Genomic DNA, 25,383 nt, shown 5'->3' on the forward strand with positions numbered 1-25,383 from the left:
CACGCTCACGCACCTCACGCGGATGCCTCGAAGACCGGCCCATAACTCCATCCTCACTCACACGATGGAGCCTCCATCAAACCCGGGGCGGTTCAGACTTACCCCTCAATAACCCTCATTAACACTCACGACCCCACGCAGAAACGTACATATCAGCATCAATCGGACACTCGACTTTGCCGGGCCCCTGGCGCTAGACACAAGGAAGAGTGCCTTCATGTACTTCGGCAAGGCGTGACTCGCGTGCTTTGGTTACGTGAAGGCCCCCTTCCTTGCGCTAGACGCAAGGAAGGGGGCCTTCACGCGCTTCCAGGAGAGGCGGCCTACTCGGTGTAGGTCAGGTTCTTGCCGCTGGCCCCGTCGAAGAGCTTGATCTTGTCCGCGTCGAACCAGAGCTCGACATTCTGGTTCTCCGCGGCCGAGGACGACGCGGAGAGCCGGGCCACGATCTGCGACTCGGCACCCGGGACGTCCGCGGAGCCGCTGTCGGCGGCGAGATCCGCGAGGTCGGCCGACGACGCGACCTCCCCCTCGACCGAGAAGTGCGCGAACTTCTCCGAACCCATCGACTCGAGGACGTCGACGTGGGCGGTGAACGTCGTCCCGCCCTCGCGAGCGGCGGCTTCGATCAGCGCGGCGTCCTCGAAATGCTCCGGCCGGATGCCGACGATGACCTCGCGCGGCGCGTCGGCGGCCTCGGCCAGCCGTCGCACCCGGTCGGTGAGCGGGATGTCGCCCAGCGCGCTGCGCGCGATGCCGTTCTCCAGCGTCGCCGGCACGAAGTTCATCGACGGGCTGCCGATGAACCCGGCCACGAACAGGTTCGCCGGGTTGTCGTAAAGGAACTGCGGCGACCCGATCTGCTGTACGTGGCCACCCCGCAGCACGACGACCCGGTCGCCGAGGGTCATCGCCTCGGTCTGGTCGTGCGTGACGTAGAGCGTCGTCGTGCCCAGTTGCTTCTGGATCTTGGACACCGAGGTCCGCATCTGACCGCGCAGCTTAGCGTCCAGATTGGACAGTGGTTCGTCCATCAGGAACGCCTTGGGGTTACGGACGATCGCGCGCCCCATCGCGACACGCTGCCGCTGCCCACCGGAGAGGTTCGCCGGTTTGCGGTCCAGATGCCCGGTCAGGTCGAGGATCTGCGCGGCTTCTTCGACCTTCGCGCGCACGATCTTGTCGTCGACCTTGGCCAGCCGCAGCGGGAACGCCATGTTCTCCCGCACGCTCATATGCGGATAGAGGGCGTAGGACTGGAACACCATCGCGATGTCACGGTCCTTCGGCGCCCGTTCGTTGACGCGCTCGCCGTCGATCCGCAGCTCGCCGGAGGAGATGTCCTCCAGCCCGGCGACCATGTTCAGCGTGGTCGACTTCCCGCAGCCGGAGGGACCGACCAGGATGATGAACTCACCGTCGGCGATCGTGATGTCCACTTCGGACACCGCGAGGGCGCCGTCCGGGTACTTCTTCGACACCTTCTCGAGAACAATTTCAGCCATGGGTCAGCCCTTCACCGCACCGGACGTCAGCCCCGCCACGATGCGACGCTGGAAGAACAACACGAACAAGATGATCGGGACGGTGATCACCACGGCGGCCGCGGAGATCGTCCCGGTGGGGTCTTCGAACTGCGAGGACCCCGTGAAGAACGACAACGCCGCCGGGACCGTCCGCGAGGACTCGGTCGAGGTCAGCGAGATCGCGAACAGGAAGTCGTTCCAGCAGAAGATGAACACCAGGATCGCGGTGGTGAACACCCCTGGCGCCGCCAAGGGCGCGATCACCTTCCGGAACGCCTGCCCCGGGGTCGCGCCGTCCATCTTCGCCGCCTTCTCCAGCTCCCACGGGATTTCGCGGAAGAACGCGGAAAGCGTGTAGATGGACAGCGGCAGCGCGAACGTGATGTACGGCAGGATCAACCCTGGCCAGGTGTCGAACAGCCCCAGCTCACGTTCGATGTTGAACAACGGCGTCACCAGCGACACCTGCGGGAACATCGCGATCAGCAGCGACATCCCGACCAGCAGCTGCTTTCCGGGGAAGTCCAGCCGCGCGATCGCGTACGCCGCCATCGTGCCGAGGACGACCGCGATCACCGTCGCGATGATCGCGATCCCGATCGAGTTCACCAGTGCCCGGATGAACTCCGTGGTCGCGAAGATGTCCGCGTAGTTCTGCCACGTCCACTCCGACGGGATGAAGTTCCCGTCGTCCAAGGTCTCCTTGGTCTTGAACGAAAGCGAAACCACCCAGAGCACCGGGAACAGCGCGAAGACGAGGACCAGGATGTCGACCAGGCCCCACTTGAGTTTGCGGCCGGAAGTGACCGCTCCACCCATCACCATCAGCGCTTACCCCCATTTTCACTGCCGGGTGCGGCCGTGCCGAACACCTTGATGAAGATGAACGCGATGATCGCCACCGTGATGAAGATCAGCACCGCCATCGTCGACCCGATCCCGAGGTTCAGCCCCTTGACCAGGTTGTTGTAGGTCTGCATCGAGACCGACGACGTGTCCTGCGCGCCATTGGTGAGCACGAAGATGTTGTCGAAGATGCGGAACGCGTCCAGGGTGCGGAACAGCAAAGCCACCAGGATCGCCGGCTTCATCACCGGCAGCATCACCTTGGTGAACCGCTGCCACGCCGTCGCGCCGTCCATCGCCGCCGCCTTCAGCAGATCGTCCGGCACCAGCGCCAGCCCCGCCATCAGCAGCAACGCCATGAACGGTGTCGTCTTCCACACCTCGGCCAGCACGATGATCGCCAGCGACGGCCAGTACTGGGTCAACGGCGCGGAATCCGGCGCGAACAGATTGGCGAGATAGCCCGTGTCCGGTGTCCAGGCGTAGTACCAGGAGAACGCCGCGGCCACGGTCACGATGCCGTACGGGATCAAGGCGACCGTCCGCACGAGACCCCGGCCGACCAGCGTCCGATGCATGATCAGCGCGAGACCCATCCCGAGGACGAGCTCGATCGCGACCGAAACGACGGTCAAGCCCATCGTCGTCCCGAACGCGGTCCACCAGTATTCGTTGGACAGCACCGAGACGTAGTTCTCGAGGCCGACGAACTCCTGCCGCGCCGGGAATCGGAGGTCATAGCGCTGCAGGGAAAGCCAGATCGAGTAGACGATCGGGTACCCGGTGACGGCGATCATCACGAACGCCGCCGGAGCGCACAGCCAGAGCCCGAGCCTGCGCTCGGCCTTCTTTCCTTCGCTGAGCACCGGTTTGGTCTTCTTGCCCGGTTCGGCCTTGGTCGCCGAACCGGCGGTTTCCTGCACGGTCACGGGATCACTCCCTTCGACTGGAGCGCTTCGGCGAGCTGCTCCCGCAGCTTCTCCGCCGTCTTCTGCGGATCGATTTCAGAAGGCGGGGAAAGCACCTTCGACAACACGGTCGAAGTGTTCTGGTACGCGGGGGTCAAGGGGCGCACCGCGGCGTCCTTGAGCGCGTCCAGGATCGTCTCCCGCATCGGGTACTTCGTGTCCATGCTCGGGTTGTCGTCGCCGACGGCCGCGGTCGGGTCGAGCGGGGCCGTGTCGGTGTAGAGCGATTCGAGCGTCGGCGGGACACCGTCCTTGAGCGCGGAGAACTTCTGGTTCTTCTCGTTGCGCAGGCACAGCGCGACTTCGTAGGCCTCGGCCTTGTGCTTCGAGGCCGAGCTGACCGCCAGGTTGTAGCCACCGATCGTGGTCTTGGCGGGCTTGCCCGGTTCGAGCTCCGGATAGGTGGTCCACTTGAAGTGCTGCAGGTCGTTCTTCTTCTCCTTGGCGTAGGAGGCGTAGACGAACGGCCAGTTCAGTTCGAAGGCGGCGTTCCCGCGCTGGAACGACTGGCGGACCTCGTCCTCCTTCGAGTTGGTCAGCGACGCGTCGGTGATCCCGGCCGTGGTGACCTTCTTGAGCATCTCGAGCGCCTTGACCGCGCCCTCGTCCATCACGACCGATTTGCCGTCGTCGGAAAGGATCTTGCCGCCCGCCGACTCGACGAGGGTGTTGTAGATGACGACGAGGCCTTCGTACTGCGCGCCGGTGAACACGACGTTCGCCGGTTTGCCCTGTGCCTTGAGCGCCTGGGCCTGCTGGATCATCTCGTCCCAGGTCTTCGGCGGATTCGGCGTCAGCCTGTCGTCGTACCAGAGCAGCTGGACGTTGGTGTTCTTGGTCGCCGCGTAGAGCTTTCCGTTCCACGTGGCGGTTTCGAGCGGCCCCGGCAGGACACCGGCGGTCGCTTCGGCCTTCGCCTGGCCCGTCCATTCCTCGGCCCAGCCCGCCTCGGCGAACTCGGAGACCCAGGTGACGTCCAACCCCAGTACGTCGAGTGAATCATCCCCAGCCGCCAGTCGGCGGACCATCTGCTCCCGCTGGCCGTCGGCCGGTCGCGGGAGTTTGTTGTAGACGACCTCGTAGCGCCCGCCCGAGGCCTTGGTGCAATCGTCCACAACGGACTGAAAGTTGTCTTCGGGCGCGTAATAGACATTGATCTTGAGCCCGGCTGGTGCCCCGCAGCCCGCCAACAGGCCCGCCGTCAGCGCTGTCGCGCCGAGCAGCGCGCCGGCGCGGCCCGGTGAGCGGCCCCTCCGGCTCGCGCTCATCCTCTTCCCCATGAGGGCCTCCCTCACCCGCGCGCACGCCCGGGATGTGGCGGCACTAGGACGCGTTGAAGAAGCCGCGCGCCAGCACCCCGACGTGCTAGTGCTCGGGCGGACACGCTGGAGTACGCGACCGCCCGACTGGTGTTGTGCAACCTATTCCGGGCGATCACCGCCCGCAAGCAGTATCGGTAACGATTCAGCGGATCGCGCGGCGAACAGGTGAATCAGTACCGCCGAATGTCCGTGGTCCGGTTCCCGGGTCACCCGGTGGAACGGCCGCCCAACGCGAGCTGGGCGAGGAGTTCGCGGCCGCGTTCGGCCGAACGTGGCTGGCAGAGCACGTCGTAGCGGCCGGCGACCAGCTGGCTCGCGGAGGAGAAGTCGCGGCGGGACATGCTGTAACTGATGGCCGCGAAGACCGTCCACGCCAGAACACCGAGCACGACCCCGCCGATCATGGGCTGCCAGGCGAAACCCTGGTTGTTGAACATGCCGAGCAGCAGCCCGATGATCAGGCCGAACCACGCGCCCGACACCGCGCCGGTGCCCAGCACCCGGCCCCAGCTCAGCCTGCCGACGACGCGCTCCACGAGCATCAGGTCGACGCCGACGATGGTCACGTCGGTGACCCCGAACTCCTTCTCCGCGAGGAATCCGACGGCTTGCTGGGCTTCGCCGTACGTCGCGTAGGAACCGATCGGCCAGCCGGAAGGCGGTGTCGGCAGCCTGGGCAGCCCACCCGCCGCCCCGCCACCTCCGCCAAAGGGAGCACTCAAGTAATCACCTCTCGCCCGTCCCGGTCCATCTTCTCAAGGACGGGCGCGCGGCGCGAACCAGCTGATCGGGCGAGAGAAGGCCCCCTCCGGACGGGTGTAACGTCCGAAGGGGGCCGGGCTTTGACGGCGGGGCTACTGAGCGGCCTTGACCTCCACGGTCATGGCCTTGGCGTCGTCACCGTCGACGCCCTCACTGCCCTTCGCTTCGGCCTTGATCCGGTCGGCCGCGAGCCCGCCGTCGGCGAGTTCCTTCTTGACGGCGTCGGCCCGCTGCTGCGACAGCTCGGTCGCCTTGGCGGCGTCGGGATAGCCCGCGTGCGTGTCGACCGCGACCTTGACCGCGGGCACCGCGGCGGCGGCTTCGGCGACCTTCTTGAGCGTCGCCTTCGCCTCGTCGGTCAGCTCGGCGCTTTGCGGCGAGAACCGCACCGGCGAGGCCTTGAGGACCTCGTCGAGTTTGGTCTGCAGTCCCTGCACGGCCGCGGCGTCCGGCTGCCCGTTCTGGCCATCACCGTTCTGGCCGTTCTGGCCGTCACCGTTCTTGCCATCGCCGTTCTGGGCCCCGTCGCCGTTCTGGGCCCCGTCGCCCGGCATGCCGTTCTGGCCGGACGCCGCGGAACTCGCCGCGGACGATGCCGCCGCGGCGCCATTGTCCTTGTTGTCGTCGCCGCATCCGGCGACGGTCAGAATCGCGAAAGCCGCGAGGGCGATTCCACTGATCCTTGTCCGTCGATTCACTTTCCCTCCTCCGTAAGCACGTTCAGCCGGAACGTACGCCGGACGCGAGGGCGGCGAAAATCGGGAAAAGGCGCAGGACAAGACGGGGAAGACCGGGAAATGTCACCCCGGGTGTCCCGGTCCGGTGTCATCCCGGTTCAAACCCCACGATCAGTTCGTCACCACGACGCGAATGACACCTTGGGTGAACAAAAGCACTCGAGCGCGCTGAACCGGCCCCGGAAATCTTGAATGATTCTTCGCCGGTCCGGGTTACCCCAGCCGAGGGGCTAACTGCGGCTCTTGTACTCCCGCAGCAGACCTCGGCTGATGATGGTCTTCTGGATCTCGCTGGTGCCCTCGCCGATGAGGAGGAACGGCGCCTCGCGCATCAAGCGCTCGATCTCGTATTCCTTCGAATAGCCGTAGCCGCCGTGGATGCGGAACGAGTCCTGGGTGACCTCGGCGCAGTATTCGCTCGCGATCAGCTTCGCCATACCCGCTTCGACGTCGTTGCGCTCCCCGGAGTCCTTGAGCCGGGCGGCGTTGACCATCATCAGGTGCGCGGCCTCGACCTTGGTGGCCATCTCCGCGAGTTTGAACGCCACCGCCTGGTGTTCGGCGATCGCCTTGCCGAAGGTCTTGCGCTGCTGGGCGTACTCCACCGCCAGTTCGAACGCGCGGATCGCGATCCCGCAGGCGCGCGCGGCGACGTTGACCCGGCCGACCTCGACACCGTCCATCATGTACGCGAAGCCCTTGCCAGGGGCCTCGCCGAGGACCTTGTCCGCGCCGATCTTGAAGCCGTCGAAAACGGCTTCGGTGGTGTCGACGCCCTTGTACCCCATCTTGTCGATCTTGCCGGGGATGGTGAGGCCGGGAGCGACCTCGCCGAAGCCCTCGGGCTTCTCGACCAGGAACGTGGTCAGGTTCTGGTGGGCCTTCTCGGCGCCTTCGTCGGTCTTGACGAGCAGCGCGATCAGGTTGGAGCTGCCGCCGTTGGTCAGCCACATCTTCGAGCCGTCGATGACGTAGCCGTCGTCGGTCTTGCGGGCGCGGGTCTTGATCGCGGCGACGTCGGAACCGAGATCCGGCTCGGACATCGAGAACGAACCGCGGACCTCACCGGTCGCCATCCGCGGCAGGAAGTGCTGCTTCTGCTCCGGCGTCCCGTGCCGGGAGATCATGTGCGCCACGATGAAGTGCGTGTTGATCACCCCGGAAACGCTCATCCAGCCGCGCGCGATCTCCTCGACCACGAGCGCGTAGGTCAGCAGCGATTCGCCGAGGCCGCCGTACTCCTCCGGGATGGTGAGCCCGAACAGGCCCATCTCCTTCATCCCCTCGACGATGTCGGTGGGATAGGTGTCGGAATGCTCGAGCTCCTGCGCGCGCGGGATGACCTCCTTGTCCACGAACTGGCGGACCGTGGCCAGGATTTCGGACTGCACGTCGGTCAAGCCGGCGGTCTGGGCGAGGCGAGCCATCGCTGCTCCCTAAAATTCGCGCGCACCGGGCTCCCGGCGCTGGGTTACCGGTGAGTATGACGCCTGGCCGGGGACCTCGCTATGAGCGCAGTCACGCGTACGCCATCCGTGGCCATGGCACTACCGCGAAGCACGGGGCTTTCCGCTGAACAGGAAACGCCCGCGCGCTTCCAGGCGTCTGTTCCCCTGACGGTACGGTCCGGAGCCGACGAGGGGACCCGCATGACGAATCCACACGACCCGTATGGGCAGCAGCAGCCCTACGGTCTCCAGCCGTATCAGCCTCCGCAGCAGTACTACGGGCAGCCCTACGGCGCACTGCGGCCGCCGGACCAGGGCATGGCGGTGGCGTCGCTGGTGTGCTCGCTGATCGGGCTGGTCATGTGCTTCCCGGCGATACTGGGGATCGTCTTCGGGCACATCGCGCTGTCGAAGGCCAAGCGCGGTGAAGCGGGCGGCCAGGGCCTGGCGCAGGCCGGGATGGTCGTCGGTTACGTGGTCACCGCGCTGTGGCTGATCCCGGTCATCCTGTGGTTCGTTTTCGTGGTGCTGGCGATCGGTGCCGCGGGCGTCTCGTGAGCCGTTCCCGGATACGGTGGTGTCCCGCACGAACCAGGGGGCCAACCGGATGAGCAGTTCCGACTCGCAGGACACTCCGTCGACGAACGACTCGACGTCGTCCTACACCGACTCGACCGCGTTCTCGGATCCGACTTCCGCGTCCGAAACGGTGTCGAGCCCGTCGTCCGCGGAACCACAGCGGTTCCAGCCGCCCGCGCCCTTCGAGCTGCCCCCGCCGTTCGAGCCGCCCGCACCGTTCGAGGCCAAGCCCGCCGAAGAACCGCCTCCCGCTCCGCCGGAGCCGTACGCGCAGGCCATCGACCCGCTGACCGCCGAACCGGTCCAGCCCGCCTTCGCGGCTCCGGACACTTCGGCTTCTCCGGTGTACGCGCCTGTGCCTCAGTACGCGCCCGCGCCTCCGCCGATGGTCTCTTACCCGCCGTACAACCCGTATGCGGCATCGATGCCCCGCCGCTCGCAGGACAACGGCATGGCGATCGCCGGGCTGGTGTGCTCGCTCGTCGGGATCTGCTCGTTCGTGACCGTGATCGTCGGGCTGATCCTGGGACACATCGGGCTGGCGAAGGCGAACCGCGGCGAGGCGGGCGGACGCGGAATGGCGCTCGCGGCGGTGATCATCGCCTACGTCGTCATCGCGCTGTACGCGGGCTTCTTCGGCACTTTGATCATCCTCGGCATGAACGGCCAGCTGGACTGACCGCGGCGGACCCGCGGGAAGAGAGCAAGGGACCTTTGCTATCGCCTCAGGGGCGCGGTGCCGCGTCGTCCGGTTCGCGAGGCGCCGGCGCGACCTGACCGTTGGCCTCCGAAGCCGAAGCACCTGAAGCGGCCGAAGGCGGCGCCCCCTGCTTCGGCGTGTTCGCGTCGAGGAAGCGCAGCAGCTCCACCGGGAACGGCAGGACCAGCGTCGAGTTCTTCTCCGCCGAGACCTGCACGACCGTCTCCAGCAGCCTCAACTGCATCGCCGCCGGGGTGTCGGCCATGGTCGCGGCCGCTTGCGAGAGCTTGTACGACGCCTGTAGTTCACCATCGGCCGAGATGACCCGCGCACGCCGCTCGCGTTCGGCTTCGGCCTGGCGTGACATCGAGCGTTTCATCGATTCGGGCAGCGCGACGTCCTTGATCTCGACGCGGTCGATGTGGATACCCCAGTCCAGCGCCGGGCTGTCGATCATCAGCTCCAGGCCCTCGTTGAGCCGTTCGCGGTTGGACAGCAGGTCGTCCAGCTCGCTCTTGCCGATGATGGACCGCAGCGAAGTCTGCGCGACCTGGCCGACGGCCGAGCGGTAGTCCTGCACGTTCACCGCGGCCAGCACCGGATCGATCACCTTGAAGTACACGACCGCGTCGACCCGCACGCTGACGTTGTCGCGGGTGATGCCGTCCTGCGCGGGGATCGGCATGGTGATTATCTGCATGTTGACCTTCTGCAGTCTGTCCGCGAACGGCACCAGCAGCGCGAGCCCCGGCTGCCGGAGGTTCGGGCGCACCCGCCCGAACCGGTACACGAGGCCGCGTTCGTACTGTTTCACCACACGAAGGCTGGCCGCGAGCCACGCACCGCCCGCGACGACGACCGCACTGAGAATCTCCACCACCATGGCTGCTCCCGGGGTTGTTCTCGCTCTTCACGGTACGCCCGGCAGGTCACAGAAGAAACAGGCTGGACAGGCCTGCCAAGGTGAGTCCGTGACCGGTTTCAAGATCCCGCCCAAGTTCCTCGACCGCGCCGCCGACCTCGGCCCCGGAGCCGCCGAATGGCTCGACTCCCTGCCCTTCCTCGCCGAGAAGTACACCCGCAAATGGGAGCTCGGCTACGACGGCGAGGCCATGCACGGCTTCGTCGGCGTTGCCCAGCCCGTCCGGCGGCCCGACGGCAGCCCCGCGATCCTCAAACTCGGCTGGCCGCACGAGGAATCCGACGACGAACCGCTCGCACTGTCCACATGGGCCGGTCGGGGTGCCGTGCTGATGTACGACAACGTTCCCGAGGACGGCGTCCTGCTCCTGGAGCGGCTCGACGCCACCCGCTCACTCGAAACCGAGCCGATCCAGGAGGCCGTCGAGACCGTCGGCGCGCTCGCGCGACGGCTGGCCGTCCCGGCCCCCGAAGCGCTGCGGCGATCCCTTCGCGCAGAAGCCGAGGAACTGGTGACCGAACTCCCGAAGACCTGGAGCGAACTCGGCGAGCCGTTCGAGCGGAAGTTCCTCGACGCGGCGGTGGAGATCTGCGTGAACCTCGGGCCGGACGCCGGTGAGCTGATGGTGAACGAGGACCTGCACTTCGAGAACGTCCTGGCGGGCGAACGCGAGCCGTGGCTGGTGATCGACCCGAAGCCGCTCTCGGGCGACCTCGAATTCGGCGCGATCTCGATACTCTGGAACCGCGCGAACGAGTCCACAATGGACGACAAGATCAGCTGGTTCACCGCGGCGGCCGGCCTGGACGCCGAACGCACGCGGGCGTGGACGCTCGTCCGCGCGGTGCAGAACTGGATCTGGCTGCACGAAGACCTCGCCGAGGGCACCCCGCCGGAGAGCATCGCCGAAGATCCGGCCTACGCCACCGTCCCGGAGATCGCCGCGTGGGCATTGCGATGATCACACGAATCGTCCCCCGGCCCGGGAGCCGATAACCTTCGGACATGGCAGCCGTGAACAGGGTATTCGCAGCTCAGCTGGCCGGTTTGCCGGTTTTCGGACCTGACGGCGAATCGATCGGCAAGGTACGGGATCTGGTGGCGGGCCTCCGGCTCGACCAGCAGCCGCCGCGGATCCTGGGCATCGTGGTCGAGCTGACGACGCGACGGCGCGTGTTCGTGCCGATGTTGCGCGTGACCTCGATCGAGCCCACCGCCATCACGCTCGCCACCGGGTCGGTCAACATGCGCCGGTTCCATCAGCGCCCCAACGAAGTACTGGTGGTCGGGCAGCTGTTCGACGCGCACGCCACGCTCGCGGGCTCGGAAACCCGCGTCACCGTCGTCGACGCCGCCATGGAGCCGACGCGGACCCGGGACTGGGTGCTCGCGAAGCTCGCGATCCGCGAGCGGTCGAGCAGGCTCGGTCTCGGCAGGCGTCGCGCGCCGATGCAGGTGCTGCCGTGGGCGGAGGTGTCCGGGCTGGGGCTCACCGACCTGACCGGCCAGACCCAGGGCGCGGCGCAGCTGCTGATGCTGTTCGACACCATGCGCGCGGCGGACGTCGCCGCCACCGTCCGGGATCTGCCGTTGAAACGGCGGCACGAGGTCGCCGACGCGATGGACGACGAGCACCTCGCCGACGTCATCGAGGAACTCCCCGAGGACGACCAGAAGGAACTGCTCGGTTACCTCGCCGAGGAACGGGCCGCCGACATCCTCGAAGCGATGGACCCCGACGACGCCGCCGACCTGCTGGCCGAACTGGCGCCCGCCGAGCAGAGCCGGTTCCTGGAGCTGATGGAACCCGAGGAGTCCGCGCCGGTGAAACGGCTGCTGGAGTACTCCTCCGACACCGCGGGCGGGTTGATGACACCCGAGCCGGTGGTACTGACGCCGGACGCCACGGTCGCGGAGGCGCTCGCGCACATCCGCAACGCGGACCTGCCCGCCGCGCTGGCGAGCATGGTCTTCGTGAGCCGTCCGCCGACGGAGACGCCGACCGGGCGCTTCGTCGGCGTCGTCCACTTCCAGCGGCTACTGCGCGAACCACCCGCGGAGATGGTGGCGAGCGCTGTCGACACCCAGTTGCCCGCGTTGCGGCCGAAGGCGACGTTGTCCGAGGTCACCCGCTACTTCGCCGCCTACAACCTCACCTGCGGCCCGGTCGTGGACGCCGAGGACCACCTGCTCGGCGCGGTCACCGTCGACGACGTGCTCGATCACCTGCTGCCGGAGGACTGGCGCGAGACCGGGCTGCACGACGTCACCGGCGAGACCATCGAAGAAAGCGAGGAGGCCGAACGTGCCTGAACTGACGTCCGGGCGACGGCTGGACCAGCCCCGCGGCCAAGGCCGGTTCAGGGTCAACATCGACCCGGACACCTTCGGCAGGCTCACCGAACGGGTCGCGCGGTTCCTCGGCACCGGCAAATACCTGTTCTGGCAGACACTGACCGTCATCGTCTGGATCGTGCTGAACATCGCGGCGGTGTCACTGCGCTGGGACCCGTATCCGTTCATCCTCCTGAACTTGGCGTTCTCGACGCAGGCCGCCTACGCCGCGCCGCTCATCCTGCTGGCGCAGAACCGGCAGGACGACCGCGACCGCGTCTCGCTGGAGGAAGACCGGAATCGGGCGGAGCAGACCAAGGCGGACACCGAATACCTCGCGCGGGAGCTGGCGTCGCTGCGGATCGCGCTCGGCGAGGTCGCCACCCGCGACTTCCTGCGGGGCGAACTCGACCGTCTCCGACAGGATCTTGACGCCAAGCCGCGCAAGGCCAAACCCGACCGCGCCCTACCGGTACGTAACATGGACGTGTGACCAGTACGCAGCAACTCCCCAGCGTCGACGATGTCCGCACCGCGCTGAAGGCCGTGTACGACCCGGAGATCAAGAAACCGATCACCGACCTCGGCATGGTCAAGGGCGTGGAGGTGGGCTCGGACGGTGTGGTCACCGTCGGGATCTACCTGACGGTCGCCGGCTGCCCGTTGAAGGCGACGCTGACCAAGGACACGACCGACGCCGTCGCGAAGCTCCCCGGCGTCAACGACGTCCGGGTCGAGCTCGACGTGATGAACGACGAGCAACGCACGGAACTGCGAAAATCACTGCGTGGTGACGCCACGGAACCGGTGATCCCCTTCGCGCAGCCGGGTTCGCTGACGCGGGTCTACTGCGTCGCGTCCGGCAAGGGCGGCGTCGGCAAGTCGTCGGTGACGGTGAACCTCGCGGCGGCGATGGCCGAGCGCGGGCTTTCCGTCGGCGTGGTGGACGCGGACATCTACGGCCACTCGGTGCCGCGGATGCTGGGCACACACGAGAAGCCGACCAAGGTCGACACCATGATCATGCCGCCGCAGGCGCACGGCGTGAAGGTCATCTCGATCGGCATGTTCACCCCGGGCAACACGCCGGTCGTGTGGCGCGGGCCGATGCTGCACCGCGCGCTGCAGCAGTTCCTCGCCGACGTGTTCTGGGGCGATCTGGACATCCTGCTGCTTGACCTGCCGCCGGGCACCGGCGACATCGCGATCTCGGTGGCGCAGCTGATCCCGAACGCGGAGATCCTGGTCGTCACCACCCCGCAGCAGGCGGCCGCCGAGGTGGCCGAACGCGCGGGCGCGATCGCGCTGCAGACGCGGCAGCGGATCGCGGGCGTCATCGAGAACATGTCGTGGCTCGAAACGCCCGACGGCGGGCGGATGGAGATCTTCGGCTCCGGTGGCGGGCAGTCCGTCGCCGACTCGCTGTCGAAGTCGGTCGGTTCGCCCGTGCCGCTGCTCGGCCAGGTGCCGATGGACCCGCGCGTGGTGACCCACGGCGACGGGGGAACGCCGATCGTGCTGGCGGAGCCGGACGCCCCGGCGTCTCTCGTGCTCAAGGAGACGGCGAAGAAGCTCACCGTCCGGGCACGCGGGCTGGCCGGGATGATGCTGAACGTCACTCCCGCCGGCCGCTGACCCCTCTTCACGCGTTTAGTCCTCTACTTGCGGGCGCAAGCCACGCGAGTAGAGGACTAACTGCGGTAGTTGCGCGTGCAAGGAACGCATTTAGAGGACTAAACGCGGAAAGTAGGGCGTCAGGGTCAGGTGGCGTCGGGGTCGACCGGCGGGCGCTCTCCCGGCTTCAGCGGCTCGGGTTGCGCGGTGGTCGCCGGGTAGCCGTTGGGCTTGGCGGCGCCGTTGGCACCGTTCGCGCCATTGGCGGTGCCGTTGGTGCCGTTGACGTCCTTGAGCCCCAACGGATCAGGGTCACCGTCGAACAGGTGCTGGGTGACGACCCGCTTCGGGTCGAAGTTCCGCAGGCCTCGCAGATCCTCCAGCGGCTTGCGCAACTGGTCGAACTCCGGGCCCATTTCCTCACGCAGTTGCGTCTTGGCCCCGGTCGCGAAATCACGGACCTTGCGGACACTCTTGGCCAGCCACGACGCCGCTTCGGGCAGCCGTTCCGGACCGAGGATGAAAAGACCCGCGACGACGATGATGAGGATCTCGCCCCAGCCGACACTCTCGAACACCTGTGTGAACCTCCGCCTCGGCGTCTTCCCCGTTCAGGGTACCCGGCTGGACCGGCTAGTCCGAGGCCAGTTTCACGTCCACCACGAGTGACGACCCATCCCGGACAAGCCGGACAGGGACCACTTCGCCGACATCGCGCGCGCGGACCGCGACGAGCAGTTCCGCCGAGTCGCGGACGAGCCGCCCGCCGACCTCGGTGATCACGTCGCCTTCCTTGATCCCGGCCGCCGCGGCGGGGCCGCCGGGGGCGACGTTGCGGACCTGGGCGCCCATGGTGTTGGACCCCGCGACGGTCGACGAAGCGTTGATGCCGATGTCGGGATGGACGACCTTTCCGTCCCTGATCAGTGTTTTCGCGATCTTCACCGCGTAGTCGCTCGGGATCGCGAAGCCGATGCCGATGCTGCCGCCCTCGGCGCTGGACGAGCGGATCGCCGAGTTGATCCCGACCAGCGCACCGGTCGCGTCGACGAGCGCGCCGCCCGAGTTGCCGTGGTTGATCGCGGCGTCGGTCTGGATGGCCTCGTAGATCACCGGCGCGCTGCCGCCGTCGCCACCCGCGGTCACCGGGCGGTTGAGCGCGCTCACGATGCCGGCGGTGACCGAGTTCTGCAGCGCCAGCGGCGAACCGACGGCGATCACCGCATCGCCGACGGCCAGGTCGGACGACTTCCCGACCTGCAGCGCCGTCAGGTTCTCGACGTTGACCTTCACCACGGCCAGGTCGGTTTTCGGGTCGGAGCCCACGACCTTCGCCTCGACGCGTTTGCCGTCGACGAAGACGGCGGTGATCTTGGTGGCCGAGTCGGCCGTCGCGGCCGAGATGACATGTTCGTTCGTGAGCACGTAACCCTGGGTGTCGATGACGACGCCGGAGCCCTGCTGACCGGCGTCGGCGCCGGGTTTGAACACCTCGAGCGAGACCACCGCGGGCGCCACCCGGTGGGCGATGTCCGCGATCGAGCCCGCCGGACGCTCCTTGGCGGCGTCGGCCTCGGAAATACTGGCCTCACCGGTCAATTCGGTGCCGGTGTCGGCGAACCACCAGCCGATCAGCCCGCCGGCGGCGCCGATGACCAGCGCGACGGCCGCGAGCATCGCCAGCGCCTTCGTCTGCACCCGCCGCCCGAAGAGGACTTCCGGCAGGCTCAACAGCGCGCCTTGCGGGCGCTTCGCGTCCTTCTCCTCCTCCGAGTCCGCCTGCACGGCGGGACCGGCGAGTACCGCGCCGGAGGTGGGGTCACGCCACGGATCCGACGTAGTGGTCCAGAGCGGGCCTTCAGCGACGTTGCCGGACGGTTCGGAGCCATTGGACCCGTGCGGCCGCTCCAGCACGACACCTTCGGCGCCCGGTGGGCGGCGGAAGGCCTCGGCGAGCGATTCCGGGGTGGGCGGCGCCAGGTTCAGGCCCGGCGTGGCCTGCCCGTTCGTTCCGGGCTGATACAGCTTGTCGAAGGCACCGTCGACGCCGTGCGGCCTGCCGAACGTGGCCGCCTGCGCCGGATCGACGGCGGGCCGGGCCAGCGGGCGCGGCGCCAGCCGATCCCCCGCCGGGTCACCAGGCTGCTGCGGATTCGCGTTCGGCTGCTCGGTCATCATTCCCCGGGGCTGAGATCTGGTTGGCCGGACGCGAGAGTACGCCAAGCCTCGCCCTTGATTCTGCCGTGACCACGGTGAAGTGCGCGTTGATTCCCCGGATCGGCCAACAAGTGTGACACTTTAGGCAACCGTGTCCCACGTCTGGCAGTCTAACGGGCATGTCGGAGAATCACGGGGGACAATTCCCGCCTCAACAGCAGTGGCAACAGCAGCAGCAATGGCCCCAGCAGCAGGGCTGGCCGCAGCAGCCGCCCAAGAAAAAGGGCTTGTCCACCAAGGTGAAAGTGTTGCTGCTCGTCGCCGCGCTCGTCGTGGTCGGCGGCGGGATCGGCCTCATCCTGGTGATGAAGGCGGCTGCCGGACCGGAGAAGCAGGCCAAAAGCCTCACCGAGGGCGATTGCGTCGTGCTGACCGGATCCGGCAAGGAGGCCGACGCGGTCAAGACACCGTGTGACTCGCCGCAAGCGCCCTACGCGGTGAGCCTCACCGGCATCGACAAGGGCGATTGGGACTGTAAGGACGGTTTCTACAAGTACGCCGTCCCGAGGCCGGTGCGCGGGGACGGCGTCGCCCTGTGCCTGGCGATCAACGCCAAGGTCGGATTGTGTTTCGACGACATCAACACCAAGACACCGCCGCCGCTGAAGGACTGTGGCTCGGCGCGACTGAGGATCAGCGAGGTCTTCCCGAAGATGAGCGTGGCGACCAGTCCGTGCGCGGAAGGCACCAAGGAGGTCATCTCCTACGCCAGCTACGGGACTACGCAGTTCAAGAGCGCGACGATCTGCTTCGTCAAACCCTGACGAAGCAGATCAGCGGGCTGACACAGGCACGGGTGCGGTCGACGTGCTCGGGCTCGGCGAGGGGCTGCGCGGCGGTTCGGAGCGGCCGCCGCCCAGCTGCGCGGGCAGCAGACCGGCGTTGACGCCCTGCGGGGGCACCGGTGAGGGACCCTGCTGGTCTTCGGTGCCGTCACCCGACGTCGCGACCAGGGCCAGGGCGCTCAGCACCAGACCCGAAACGACGACGCCGGCGCCTTGCGCGTACTTGCGCCGCGCGAGGCCGAAACGCCCGCCGCCGAGGACGTTCGGCGACTGGCCCAGTGGGGCCGATGATCCCAACGGCGCTCGGCCTCCCAAAACCCCACTGCCTCCCAAGACCCCGCCGCCGCCCAATGCGCCGGTGTCGCGCAGCCCGGCGACCCTGTCGGGCCGCTGGATGGCCACCAGCTGACCGTCCGCGGTCATCGCCAGATTGTCCGGCGCGCTGGGAAGTTCGGTGTTCTGCGGGATGGAGCACAGGCTCGCCAGGAAACCCGCCGACATCGACGGGGCGCCGGCCTGTCGCACGGCGGTGACGGCCTGCCGCTGCGCCGCGACTTCGGCCGCGCACGACTGGCAGCGGGCGATATGTGCCGACGCCCTGTCCTGGGCGCCGAGGGACAGCTCGCCGTCGACGAAGGCGACGATGGCGTCAGGAAGCAGATGCGACTCGGGGAGCCCCCAACCTCGCGGTGCGGTCATACCCCCACCTTCGCAGACTCCTGCGCCGCGGCGCGACGACGCTCCAAAGAAGCGCGAAGCGCCTGGCGGCCACGGTGGATCCGGCTGCGCACGGTGCCGAGCTTGACACCGAGGGTGGCGCCGATCTCCTCGTACGAGAGACCTTCGACGTCGCACAGCACGACCGCGGCACGGAACTCGGGCGGCAACTCGTCGAGCGCGGCCTGCAGGTCCGGGTCGAGGTGCGTGTCCGAGTAGACCTGCTCGGGGCTCGGGTCGTCACCGACGATGCGGTCGGTGTCCTCGGGGAGGCCTTCCATCCGCACGCGCGAGCGGCGGCGGGCCATGTCGAGGAAGAGGTTCGTGGTGATGCGGTGCAGCCAGCCTTCGAACGTGCCGGGCTTGTAGGACGCGAGGGAGCGGAAGACCCGGATGAAGGTCTCCTGCGTCAGGTCCTCGGCGTCGTGGGCGTTACCGGTCAGGCGGTACGCCAGCCGGTACACGCGGTCGGCGTGCTCACGCACGACCTCGTCCCACGACGGCGGCGTCCATGCGGCCTCGTCCACGGTCACCGGTGTGACCTGGTCCGCGTGCTGGTCCTGCATCGTTTCCTGCATCGGGGAAGTAGGCACCTCCATCAGCGTCTCTCCCAACTACTCCACCCAACGCGGGCGATGTGCACGGTGTTCCCGTTGTCGAGGACCAGTCTGTCCGGCCTGCTTATGTTTCTAGTGAGACTGGACTGAGAGGAGGCTGAGAAGTCGGTACCAGGGAGTCTTCGCTCTTTTGTCGATAAGCAGCGCTAACCTCCGCGTGTGAATTCCGGGACGCATGCGGGCTCGCCTGCCGAGACCGCCGACGTCGGCCTCATCGTCGATGGGTACCACCCCGACGACGAGGTTCTGGCCACCGCGCGGGCGCGGTCGGCCGATCTGGGGTGCGGTCCGCTGAGCGCGGGCGCCGGCGCGACCTTGCGTTTCCTCGCCACGACGTTGCGCGCGAAGGCCGTCGTCGAGGTCGGGACCGGGGCGGGAGTGAGCGGGTTGTGCCTGCTCAGGGGCATGGTCGACGACGGGATCCTGACCTCGATCGACATCGAACCGGAGTACCACCGGGCGGCGAGGGCGGCGTTCCGTGAGGCGGGCTATCCGCCGGGGCGGACGCGGCTGATCATGGGCCGCGCGCTCGACGTCCTGCCCCGGCTCACCCCCGGCGGCTACGACCTGGTGTTCGTCGACTCGGCGCCGATCGAGTACCCGAGTTGCTACGAGAAGGCCGTCGCGCTGCTTCGGCCCGGCGGGATACTGGCGTTCCACAACGTCTCGGGTACCAGGGTGACGGATCCCTCACGGCGCGATCCGGACACGCTGGCGCTGCGCGAGGTCGCGCGGGCCTTCCGGGAGGACGAGCGGCTGGTTCCGGCGCTGTTGCCGGTCGGCGGCGGGCTGCTGGTCGCCGCGATCGCGTAGCAAGGGACCTTTGCTATCGCCCTCAGACGCGTTCCGTGAAGGCCTCCTTCCCTACTATCAAGGCAGGGTCCCGGCAAAGTCGCATAACTGCTGGTCGGCTCCATTACTAGCGCGGGTCAAGGCGAACGTGTCGTGGTGGACCCGGCGGGAGCGGGTTCACGTAAAAGGGGCCTCACCTGGCTCCCGACTGTCCATAAGGGACACTTCTCGGGACAAACGTGCCCGATTTGGGCGAGTTGCGGGGTTTGACGAGGGGGTCGTGAGTGATGTGGGTCGTTCTATTGAGGGGTAAGTCAAACGTGTCGTGTCGCGGGCTGTGGTCGCTGCTGCCTACGCGTTTCCCTGGTGGTGAAGGCTTCCTTGCCTACGCTGACGGTAGTGAAGGAGCCCTTCACTACCGTCAGGCGTGATCCCTGGTGACAGTGGGACGGCTGTGACATCAACGTCCCGTCTTGAAGTCCGTGAAGGCCTCCTTGAGGGACCCAGAGTCCCTCAAGGAGGCCTTCACGGACTTACCACCCACCACGCCACCTTTGCCTTACCCCTCAATAACCCTCATTAACACTCACGACTCCGCACGGAAACGTATATAGCGGCATCAATCGGACAGTCGATCGGCTGGCGGTGTCCCTTGTGGACACTGAAGCCCGCTAGTGTCCAGGATCAGGCCTGCCCTACCCCGGCTCGACCTTGATCAACGGAAGATCGGGGACATCGAGTGTCCCTGATCTTCCGTTGATCAAGCTCCGCCACTGGTGCGCGGCCCGTGACAGTGCAGGAATAGTCGCCTGACCTGCAAGACCGCGACTTTGCCGAGACCCTGACTTTGAGGGTAGGGAAGGAGGCCTTCACGGACCTGGGGACCGCCACGACCACGGCGGCCACCGCGAGCGCCAGCCAGCAGGCGGTGAGGGCGATCAGCCAGGTCCAGCCCGCGTGCCCGTAGACGGTCGCCCCGGCCGCACCGCCGACGCTGCTGCCGAGGTAGTACGAAAGCGTGTAGAGCCCGCCGACCTGACCGCGGGCGTTCTCGGGCGCCTCCGCGGCGGCCCAGCCGTTGGCGACGGCGTGAGCGGCGAAGAAGGCACCGGTCAGCACGACGAACCCGGCGATGACGAGCGGCAGCGAATCGGGCAGCGTCAGCGCCGCTCCGGCGATCGTGAGCAGCAAAGCGCCCGCGAGCGACCGGCGACGTCCGAAGCGGCCGACGAGCTTGCCCGCGGTCGCCGACGAGACCGAGCCCATCGCGTAGGCGAGGAAGACCAGCGACGCGATCGCGGGTGAGAGGTCCAGCGGCTCGCCGGTCAGCCGGAATCCGGCGGCGTTGTAGAGCGCGACGAACGAGCCCATCGCCAGGAGCGCGACGGCGTACTGGACCAGGAGGACCGGCCTGCGAACGGCCGCGCCGAGCCCGGCCAGGACCGTCCTGCCCTGCTCGCGCAGCACCGCTGACCTGCGACGATCCCCAGAAGTGATAGCAAAGGTCCCTTGCTCCCCCGGCGGCAGGGCCAGCACCGTGACCACCGTGCAGATCAGCCCGATCACCGCGACGACGATCAGCGCGCCGTGGTAGCCGAAGGGCCCGGCCGTGAACCCCGCCGCGAGCCTGCCGACCATCCCGCCGACGGTGTTCCCGGCGATCATCGCGCCCACGGCCGCCGCGAGCCCGGCCTTGCCGAGCCGTTCCGCGAGGTAGGCCGCGGCCACTCCGGGGAACCCCGCGATGGCGACGCCCTGAAGCGCCCGCAGCACTAGCAGCGCCGGATAGCTGGGCGCCAGCGGAAGCAGAAAACCGAACACGACCGAAGCGACCACCGAAGCGATGATCACCGGACGCCGCCCCACGACCTCGGAAAGCGCCGCGATGGGCAGCACGGCGATCGCGAGCGCGCCGGTCGCGACGCTCACCGCGAGCGAAGCGCCGCCGGGATCGAGGTGGTACTGCTCGGCCAGCTGCGGCAGCACCGGCTGTGGCGCGTAGAGCAGGGCGAACGAGGAGATCCCGGCCGCGGCGACGGCGATCGTCACGCGGCGTGTGGTTCCGGTTGCAGGCACGTTCCCGAAGCTAAGTCTTGCTAACCAATACGTCTAATACGTTCATCTGTCACAATCGATACCATGCTGAATGAAAGGATGACTGCCCAGCTAGCTCCTCAGCTCGCGCTCCTCACCGCACTCCGCCGCACGACGAACGTCACACGCGCGGCCGAACTGCTCGGCGTCCCGCAGCCCACCGTGAGCCGCCGGATCTCGGCGCTCGGCGACGCGCTCGGCGCCCCGCTGACCGTCCCCGACGGCCGCGGCATCCGGCTCACCCGCGCCGCGGAACTGCTGGCCGACGCCGCCGAACGTGCCCTCGCCGCCGTCGACACCGGAGTCCGCCAAGCCCGGGAAGAGGTCGACCCCGAATCGGGCCACATCGTCCTCGGCTTCCTGCACCTGCTCGGCCGGTCGCTGGTCCCCACGCTGCTCCGCGGCTACCGCGCGGACCACCCGCACGTGCGCTTCACACTGGTCCAAGGCTCACGGCAGGACATGGTCGACAGGCTGACCAGCGGCGAACTCGACCTCGCGCTGCTCGCGCCCGCCCCCGTCGACGACCCGCTCCTCGACACCGCCGTACTCGCCGAGCAGGAGATCTTCCTCTCCGTTCCGACGTCGCACCGTCTCGCCGACCAGCCGAGCGCCGCCATCGAAGACCTCAAGGACGAGGAATTCGTCCTCCTCGAGACCGGCTACGGCCTTCGGACGATCACCGACGACCTGTGCGCCGCGGCCGGTTTCGAACCGAAGATCGCCTTCGAAGGGCAGGAGTCCGACACCGTGCGCGGACTGGTCGCGGCCGGGCTCGGGGTGGCGTTGCTCCCCCGCTTCGAACCCGGCAGCCCGGCGGGCGTCGCCGAGGTCCCGCTGGTGCCGCCGGTCGGACGGACCATCGGACTGGCGTGGCGCAAGGACGTCGTCCTGCCACCGGCGGTCGCGCGATTCCGGGAGCGGGTCCGCGCTCAGCCCCGGTGACGATCGTCAGGGTCGATGGTTGCCGTTCGTCCATCCCGTGGGCGCGACGTTTTCGCTAACTTCGGGTGAATGTACGACGACATCGTGGAGTTGGCGGGTGAGAGCCCCAGCTGGCTCAAGGCGGCGGCGATCCTGTTCACCGAAGCAGGACTGCTCGCCTTCGTGGCGCTCTTCGCCTGGATGTCGTGGAGGGCGCGCACTTCGCCTGTGCGGATCGCCGTGGCGCTGCTGCCGCCTGCCGCGACCGCGATCGCGTACCTGATCAGCGAAGGGGTGAAGAGCGTGCTCCAGGAGGACCGGCCCTGCCGGAACCTCGTCACGCTCGTCCACTGCCCGCCGCTCGACGACTGGTCGTTCCCCAGCAATCACTCCACGATCGCCGCGGCCGCCGCCGTCGGACTGGCACTGACCTGGCGGCGCCTCGCGCCGTGGGTGCTCTCGGGCGCCCTGCTGATGGGCTTCAGCCGGGTGTTCGTCGGCGCGCACTATCCGCACGACGTCCTCGCCGGATTCGCGCTCGGCGCGGTGACGGCGTGGCTCGTGATCCGGTTCCTGACCGGCCCCGCGACCGGGCTCGCCCGCCGCCTCACCGCGCACGCGGGTGACGCCCCGACCCAGCCCATACCGCGGGTGCCGGTGCGGGGCGATAGCAAAGGTCCCTTGCTCCCGCCCCGCAGGTAACCGCAGGTCAGGCGTAGGAAGCGACCAGTTCGACCAGCGTCCGCGCCGCGAAACCGGTGGCTCCGGGCACGACGTCCGCGTAGGTCTTGTCGGCCCGCGCGGGTCCGGCGATGTCGAGATGCGCCCACGGCACGTCACCGACGAACTCCCGCAGGAACAGCGCCGCGACGATGCCGCCGGGGCCACCGGGCGCCTGCCGGACGTCGCCGAGCGAGCCCTGCACGGTCTCGGCCAGGTCCTCCAGCAGCGGCATCCGCCACCACGCCTCGCCGACCCGCTCGCCCGCCTTCGTGACCCGCTCCGCGAGCGCGTCGTCGGTGGCGAACACGCCGCCGGTGCGGACGCCGAGCGAAACCTTCATCGCACCGGTCAGCGTCGCCGCGTCGATCACGGCGTCCGGCTTGTGCTTCTTGATGCCGTAGACGAGCGCGTCGGCCAGCACCATGCGGCCCTCGGCGTCGGTGTTGCCCACTTCGGTCGTCTTGCCGCCGTAATGCCGGACGATGTCGCCGGGCCGGTACGACGAGCCGGACACGTGGTTCTCCGCGGCGGGCACCAGCCCGGTCACCTTGACCGGCAGGCGCAGCGCGGCGATCGCGCGGACGGCGGCGATGATCGCCGCGCCGCCCGCCATGTCGGTGCGCATGAGGTGCATGCCGTCGGCAGGTTTGATCGAGAGACCGCCGGTGTCGAAGGTGATGCCCTTGCCGACCAGCAGCAGATGCGTCGTCGCCCCGCGCGGCCGGTACTCCAGCTCGATCAGCCGGGGCGGCGCGGCCGAGCCGCCACCGACGGCCAGGACGCCGCCGAAGCCCTGCTCCGCCAGCCACTTCTCGTCCCGCACGGAAACGGTCAGGTTCGGTATGCCGCCCGCCACGCGGGCGGTGGTGTCGGCGAGCCAGGCGGGCGTCTTGACGTTCGAAGGCGCGTTCGCCAGATCGCGCGCGAACGAGGCGGCCGCGGCGAGTTCGCGGACCCGCTCCAGTGCCTTCTCGTACGCGGGCACGGCGCGCTCGTGGCGGGTGAGCAACCGGACTGTCCGCGGGCTCGGCTTCGGTTCGTCGGCCGTCACCGCGAACCGGTAGCCGCCGAGCAGCAGCCCGAACGCCAACTCCTCGACGTGCTCGGCACCGGCGTCTTCGGGCAGTTCGACGGCGAAGGCGCGGAACGCCTTCTGCCCCGCCTTGACGTCTTCGTCCAGCGCCGCCGAGACGGCGCGGACCAGCGCGGCACCGGCCTTGCGGTAGTGGCGCGGTTCGCCCTCGCCGACGCCGGCCAGCCAGCGGGTGCCGCCGGTCGGCACGGTCTGCACGTCACCGGCCTTGCCGGTGGGCCGCACGCCGCCGATCTCCTCGAGGCCGGCGTCACCGTCCTCTTCGGACGGCGCCGCGATCAGCGTGGCCAGCGGGGTACCGCGCCGCGGATCGGCCGAGACCTCGAGTTCGAGCAGCTTCCCCGGAACGGGGGGTAGCGGGTTACGCACAGTGAGCGACCTCCGGGCGCAGATGAACCGCGACCCCGGCCTCCGAAGGGAGACCGGGGTGCGGGTGGTTGAACGTAGGTGCGGTCCGGCTCAGCCGGTGACCTCCTGCAGGGCCGCGCCGAGATCCTTCGCTTCTTCCGCGGAGAGTTCGACGACGAGGCGCCCACCACCCTCGAGTGGTACGCGCATCACGAGGCCCCGCCCCTCCTTAGTCACTTCGAGGGGACCATCTCCGGTCCGGGGCTTCATGGCCGCCATAGCGTGCTCCCTCCGTCTCAACCGGCGCGCCCGGGTCGCGCTCGTCAAAGCCAGCCGGGTCTACTGTCCATTGTCCCTCATCAGCGGCCGAGCGCGAACGCGGACCGATCTTTTGCCGCCGTATCGGTGCTGGTATGCGGCTCGCGAGGCTGAAAGACTTCCCCCAGACCGCAGTTTCGCCGACTAGGAGATCCCGTGACCACATCCGACGTTCTGCTGACCGCCGACGCCGATGGCGTGCGCACCTTCACGCTGAACCGGCCGCAGGCGTACAACTCGCTGACCGTCGAACTCAAGGAGCTGCTGCTGGCGGGCCTGACCGAAGCCGCGGCCGACGACAGCGTCCGCGCGGTCGTGCTGACCGGTTCGGGCAAGGCGTTCTGCGCCGGGCAGGATCTGAAGGAGCACGTCGGGCTGCTGCAAGCGGGTGATCCCGCCCCGCTACACACGGTCAAGGAGCACTACAACCCGATCGTCAAGACGATCGTGGGGATGCCGAAGCCGGTGATCGCGGCGGTGAACGGTCCCGCGGCGGGCGCTGGCGCGGCCTTCGCCTACGCGAGCGACCTCCGGATCGCGGCGACGTCGGCGAACTTCCTGATGGCGTTCGCGAACGTCGGCCTAGGCCCGGACTCGGGCGCGTCGTGGACGCTGCAGCGGCTGATCGGCCTCGGCCGCGCGGCCGAGCTGATGCTGCTGGCGCGCACGGTCGACTCGGCCGAGGCGCTGACGCTGGGCCTGGTCGGCGAGGTAGTCCCCGACGAGGAACTGGCGGCTCGCGCGCAGAAGGTCGCCGCGAAGCTCGCGGCGGGCCCGACGGTCGCGTACGCGAAGATCAAGAACGTCCTGTCGGTGGCGGCCGAGTCGTCCCTCGAAGCCGCGCTGGCCGCCGAGGACGAGGCCCAGACCGCGCTCGGCGCGACGGCCGACCACACGGAGGCCGTCGAGGCGTTCGTGGGTAAGCGCAAGCCGAACTTCCAGGGCAAGTAACCCCTCACGGCGTGCAATGAAAGGTCCTTTCCTTGCAAAATTTGCG

Annotated in this window: 26 protein-coding genes; 11 read left to right on the top strand and 15 right to left on the bottom strand. The window is 68.2% G+C overall.

The genetic code is table 11. From position 1 onward, the window contains the following. Positions 1 to 323: 323 nt before the first annotated feature. The 7 genes from ACZ7KI_RS13490 to ACZ7KI_RS13520 all read right to left on the bottom strand — a co-directional run bounded on the left by ACZ7KI_RS13490 (position 324) and on the right by ACZ7KI_RS13520 (position 7,588). Positions 324 to 1,505 carry an ABC transporter ATP-binding protein gene (locus ACZ7KI_RS13490; RefSeq protein ID WP_470273440.1) on the bottom strand — a complete coding sequence of 394 codons (1,182 nt, stop codon included), beginning with the start codon at positions 1,503 to 1,505 and terminating at the stop codon, positions 324 to 326. A 3-nt stretch (positions 1,506 to 1,508) separates the two neighbouring features. Beyond that, on the bottom strand, positions 1,509 to 2,351 hold the full coding sequence (locus ACZ7KI_RS13495) for a carbohydrate ABC transporter permease (RefSeq protein WP_470273441.1): 843 nt from the start codon (positions 2,349 to 2,351) through the stop codon (positions 1,509 to 1,511). Continuing rightward, positions 2,351 to 3,301, bottom strand: coding sequence for a carbohydrate ABC transporter permease (locus tag ACZ7KI_RS13500; protein ID WP_470273442.1), 951 nt, complete (start codon positions 3,299 to 3,301; stop codon positions 2,351 to 2,353). Before ACZ7KI_RS13500 ends, ACZ7KI_RS13495 begins: the two co-directional genes overlap by 1 nt. Next, positions 3,298 to 4,620, bottom strand: a complete 1,323-nt coding sequence (locus tag ACZ7KI_RS13505; protein WP_470273443.1) for an ABC transporter substrate-binding protein — start codon at positions 4,618 to 4,620, stop codon at positions 3,298 to 3,300. Before ACZ7KI_RS13505 ends, ACZ7KI_RS13500 begins: the two co-directional genes overlap by 4 nt. Before the next feature lie 248 nt (positions 4,621 to 4,868). Next, positions 4,869 to 5,384: a YflT domain-containing protein gene (locus ACZ7KI_RS13510; protein WP_470273444.1), complete on the bottom strand. Its 516-nt coding sequence runs from the start codon at positions 5,382 to 5,384 to the stop codon at positions 4,869 to 4,871. Positions 5,385 to 5,516: 132 nt separating this feature from the next. Then, the gene (locus ACZ7KI_RS13515; RefSeq protein ID WP_470273445.1) at positions 5,517 to 6,122 is read right to left on the bottom strand and encodes an OmpA family protein; all 606 of its coding nucleotides are present in this window, start codon (positions 6,120 to 6,122) and stop codon (positions 5,517 to 5,519) included. 269 nt (positions 6,123 to 6,391) lie between these two features. After that, positions 6,392 to 7,588 carry an acyl-CoA dehydrogenase family protein gene (locus tag ACZ7KI_RS13520; RefSeq protein WP_410605431.1) on the bottom strand — a complete coding sequence of 399 codons (1,197 nt, stop codon included), beginning with the start codon at positions 7,586 to 7,588 and terminating at the stop codon, positions 6,392 to 6,394. A gap of 222 nt (positions 7,589 to 7,810) precedes the next feature. Between ACZ7KI_RS13520 and ACZ7KI_RS13525 the strand changes: the two genes are divergently transcribed. Both ACZ7KI_RS13525 and ACZ7KI_RS13530 read left to right on the top strand, forming a co-directional pair. Further along, positions 7,811 to 8,167 (top strand): DUF4190 domain-containing protein, encoded by a 357-nt coding sequence (locus ACZ7KI_RS13525; RefSeq protein ID WP_465504777.1) that lies wholly within the window; start codon positions 7,811 to 7,813, stop codon positions 8,165 to 8,167. Between the two features lie 49 nt (positions 8,168 to 8,216). Continuing rightward, positions 8,217 to 8,867, top strand: a complete 651-nt coding sequence (locus ACZ7KI_RS13530) for a DUF4190 domain-containing protein (protein WP_470273446.1) — start codon at positions 8,217 to 8,219, stop codon at positions 8,865 to 8,867. A 46-nt stretch (positions 8,868 to 8,913) separates the two neighbouring features. Here ACZ7KI_RS13530 and ACZ7KI_RS13535 read toward each other — a convergent pair whose 3' ends face one another. After that, entirely contained in the window at positions 8,914 to 9,771 is an 858-nt protein-coding gene (locus tag ACZ7KI_RS13535; protein ID WP_470273447.1) for a slipin family protein, read from the bottom strand. A gap of 88 nt (positions 9,772 to 9,859) precedes the next feature. Between ACZ7KI_RS13535 and ACZ7KI_RS13540 the strand changes: the two genes are divergently transcribed. From ACZ7KI_RS13540 to ACZ7KI_RS13555, 4 genes are read left to right on the top strand one after another with little or no spacing between them, the layout of a single operon-like run. Continuing rightward, the gene (locus tag ACZ7KI_RS13540; RefSeq protein ID WP_470273448.1) at positions 9,860 to 10,771 is read left to right on the top strand and encodes an aminoglycoside phosphotransferase family protein; all 912 of its coding nucleotides are present in this window, start codon (positions 9,860 to 9,862) and stop codon (positions 10,769 to 10,771) included. A gap of 44 nt (positions 10,772 to 10,815) precedes the next feature. Beyond that, a complete protein-coding gene (locus ACZ7KI_RS13545; protein ID WP_470273449.1) occupies positions 10,816 to 12,123 on the top strand; it encodes a magnesium transporter MgtE N-terminal domain-containing protein in 1,308 nt (435 codons plus the stop codon). Beyond that, positions 12,116 to 12,637 carry a DUF1003 domain-containing protein gene (locus ACZ7KI_RS13550; RefSeq protein ID WP_470273450.1) on the top strand — a complete coding sequence of 174 codons (522 nt, stop codon included), beginning with the start codon at positions 12,116 to 12,118 and terminating at the stop codon, positions 12,635 to 12,637. The genes ACZ7KI_RS13545 and ACZ7KI_RS13550 overlap by 8 nt, the downstream gene beginning before the upstream one ends. Next, entirely contained in the window at positions 12,634 to 13,779 is a 1,146-nt protein-coding gene (locus ACZ7KI_RS13555; protein WP_470273451.1) for an Mrp/NBP35 family ATP-binding protein, read from the top strand. Before ACZ7KI_RS13550 ends, ACZ7KI_RS13555 begins: the two co-directional genes overlap by 4 nt. Positions 13,780 to 13,904: 125 nt before the next feature. Here ACZ7KI_RS13555 and tatB read toward each other — a convergent pair whose 3' ends face one another. Then, positions 13,905 to 14,336: a Sec-independent protein translocase protein TatB gene (tatB, locus tag ACZ7KI_RS13560; RefSeq protein WP_470273452.1), complete on the bottom strand. Its 432-nt coding sequence runs from the start codon at positions 14,334 to 14,336 to the stop codon at positions 13,905 to 13,907. Between the two features lie 55 nt (positions 14,337 to 14,391). Beyond that, positions 14,392 to 15,933, bottom strand: coding sequence for a S1C family serine protease (locus tag ACZ7KI_RS13565; protein ID WP_470273658.1), 1,542 nt, complete (start codon positions 15,931 to 15,933; stop codon positions 14,392 to 14,394). 161 nt (positions 15,934 to 16,094) lie between these two features. Here ACZ7KI_RS13565 and ACZ7KI_RS13570 point away from each other — a divergent pair, with 161 nt between their 5' ends. Continuing rightward, positions 16,095 to 16,739 (top strand): LppU/SCO3897 family protein, encoded by a 645-nt coding sequence (locus ACZ7KI_RS13570; RefSeq protein ID WP_470273453.1) that lies wholly within the window; start codon positions 16,095 to 16,097, stop codon positions 16,737 to 16,739. 9 nt (positions 16,740 to 16,748) lie between these two features. On the opposite strand, the gene ACZ7KI_RS13575 is transcribed toward ACZ7KI_RS13570, so the two are convergent. Continuing rightward, positions 16,749 to 17,459 carry an anti-sigma factor family protein gene (locus tag ACZ7KI_RS13575; protein WP_470273454.1) on the bottom strand — a complete coding sequence of 237 codons (711 nt, stop codon included), beginning with the start codon at positions 17,457 to 17,459 and terminating at the stop codon, positions 16,749 to 16,751. Continuing rightward, positions 17,456 to 18,055 carry an RNA polymerase sigma factor SigE gene (gene sigE / locus ACZ7KI_RS13580; RefSeq protein WP_016331450.1) on the bottom strand — a complete coding sequence of 200 codons (600 nt, stop codon included), beginning with the start codon at positions 18,053 to 18,055 and terminating at the stop codon, positions 17,456 to 17,458. Before sigE ends, ACZ7KI_RS13575 begins: the two co-directional genes overlap by 4 nt. 198 nt (positions 18,056 to 18,253) lie before the next feature. Here sigE and ACZ7KI_RS13585 point away from each other — a divergent pair, with 198 nt between their 5' ends. Further along, positions 18,254 to 18,907, top strand: coding sequence for an O-methyltransferase (locus ACZ7KI_RS13585; protein WP_465504766.1), 654 nt, complete (start codon positions 18,254 to 18,256; stop codon positions 18,905 to 18,907). A gap of 663 nt (positions 18,908 to 19,570) precedes the next feature. Here the strand turns inward: ACZ7KI_RS13585 and ACZ7KI_RS13590 are convergent. Then, on the bottom strand, positions 19,571 to 20,935 hold the full coding sequence (locus tag ACZ7KI_RS13590; RefSeq protein ID WP_470273659.1) for an MFS transporter: 1,365 nt from the start codon (positions 20,933 to 20,935) through the stop codon (positions 19,571 to 19,573). A 105-nt stretch (positions 20,936 to 21,040) separates the two neighbouring features. Here ACZ7KI_RS13590 and ACZ7KI_RS13595 point away from each other — a divergent pair, with 105 nt between their 5' ends. Together ACZ7KI_RS13595 and ACZ7KI_RS13600 are read left to right on the top strand one after the other, a co-directional pair. After that, positions 21,041 to 21,925 carry a LysR family transcriptional regulator gene (locus ACZ7KI_RS13595; protein ID WP_470273660.1) on the top strand — a complete coding sequence of 295 codons (885 nt, stop codon included), beginning with the start codon at positions 21,041 to 21,043 and terminating at the stop codon, positions 21,923 to 21,925. 69 nt (positions 21,926 to 21,994) lie between these two features. After that, positions 21,995 to 22,606, top strand: coding sequence for a phosphatase PAP2 family protein (locus tag ACZ7KI_RS13600; RefSeq protein WP_470273455.1), 612 nt, complete (start codon positions 21,995 to 21,997; stop codon positions 22,604 to 22,606). Positions 22,607 to 22,613: 7 nt separating this feature from the next. Here ACZ7KI_RS13600 and ACZ7KI_RS13605 read toward each other — a convergent pair whose 3' ends face one another. Then, entirely contained in the window at positions 22,614 to 24,089 is a 1,476-nt protein-coding gene (locus tag ACZ7KI_RS13605; RefSeq protein WP_470273456.1) for a leucyl aminopeptidase family protein, read from the bottom strand. 90 nt (positions 24,090 to 24,179) lie between these two features. Then, entirely contained in the window at positions 24,180 to 24,347 is a 168-nt protein-coding gene (locus tag ACZ7KI_RS13610; protein WP_005155393.1) for a DUF3117 domain-containing protein, read from the bottom strand. Between the two features lie 195 nt (positions 24,348 to 24,542). Between ACZ7KI_RS13610 and ACZ7KI_RS13615 the strand changes: the two genes are divergently transcribed. Beyond that, entirely contained in the window at positions 24,543 to 25,337 is a 795-nt protein-coding gene (locus ACZ7KI_RS13615) for an enoyl-CoA hydratase-related protein (RefSeq protein WP_465504762.1), read from the top strand. The last annotated feature ends 46 nt before the right edge of the window (positions 25,338 to 25,383 follow it).

The organism is Amycolatopsis sp. NPDC039088, assembly GCF_055598845.1.

Bases quoted from the DNA above. Each gene is read 5' to 3' on its own strand.
- ACZ7KI_RS13490 (WP_470273440.1), bottom strand. From the start codon at position 1,505: ATGGCTGAAATTGTTCTCGAGAAGGTGTCGAAGAAGTACCCGGACGGC.
- ACZ7KI_RS13495 (WP_470273441.1), bottom strand. From the start codon at position 2,351: ATGGTGATGGGTGGAGCGGTCACTTCCGGCCGCAAACTCAAGTGGGGC.
- ACZ7KI_RS13505 (WP_470273443.1), bottom strand. From the start codon at position 4,620: ATGGGGAAGAGGATGAGCGCGAGCCGGAGGGGCCGCTCACCGGGCCGC.
- ACZ7KI_RS13520 (WP_410605431.1), bottom strand. From the start codon at position 7,588: ATGGCTCGCCTCGCCCAGACCGCCGGCTTGACCGACGTGCAGTCCGAA.
- ACZ7KI_RS13525 (WP_465504777.1), top strand. From the start codon at position 7,811: ATGACGAATCCACACGACCCGTATGGGCAGCAGCAGCCCTACGGTCTC.
- ACZ7KI_RS13530 (WP_470273446.1), top strand. From the start codon at position 8,217: ATGAGCAGTTCCGACTCGCAGGACACTCCGTCGACGAACGACTCGACG.
- ACZ7KI_RS13535 (WP_470273447.1), bottom strand. From the start codon at position 9,771: ATGGTGGTGGAGATTCTCAGTGCGGTCGTCGTCGCGGGCGGTGCGTGG.
- ACZ7KI_RS13545 (WP_470273449.1), top strand. From the start codon at position 10,816: ATGGCAGCCGTGAACAGGGTATTCGCAGCTCAGCTGGCCGGTTTGCCG.
- ACZ7KI_RS13565 (WP_470273658.1), bottom strand. From the start codon at position 15,933: ATGACCGAGCAGCCGAACGCGAATCCGCAGCAGCCTGGTGACCCGGCG.
- ACZ7KI_RS13570 (WP_470273453.1), top strand. From the start codon at position 16,095: ATGTCGGAGAATCACGGGGGACAATTCCCGCCTCAACAGCAGTGGCAA.
- ACZ7KI_RS13575 (WP_470273454.1), bottom strand. From the start codon at position 17,459: ATGACCGCACCGCGAGGTTGGGGGCTCCCCGAGTCGCATCTGCTTCCT.
- sigE (WP_016331450.1), bottom strand. From the start codon at position 18,055: ATGCAGGAAACGATGCAGGACCAGCACGCGGACCAGGTCACACCGGTG.
- ACZ7KI_RS13595 (WP_470273660.1), top strand. From the start codon at position 21,041: ATGACTGCCCAGCTAGCTCCTCAGCTCGCGCTCCTCACCGCACTCCGC.
- ACZ7KI_RS13600 (WP_470273455.1), top strand. From the start codon at position 21,995: ATGTACGACGACATCGTGGAGTTGGCGGGTGAGAGCCCCAGCTGGCTC.
- ACZ7KI_RS13610 (WP_005155393.1), bottom strand. From the start codon at position 24,347: ATGGCGGCCATGAAGCCCCGGACCGGAGATGGTCCCCTCGAAGTGACT.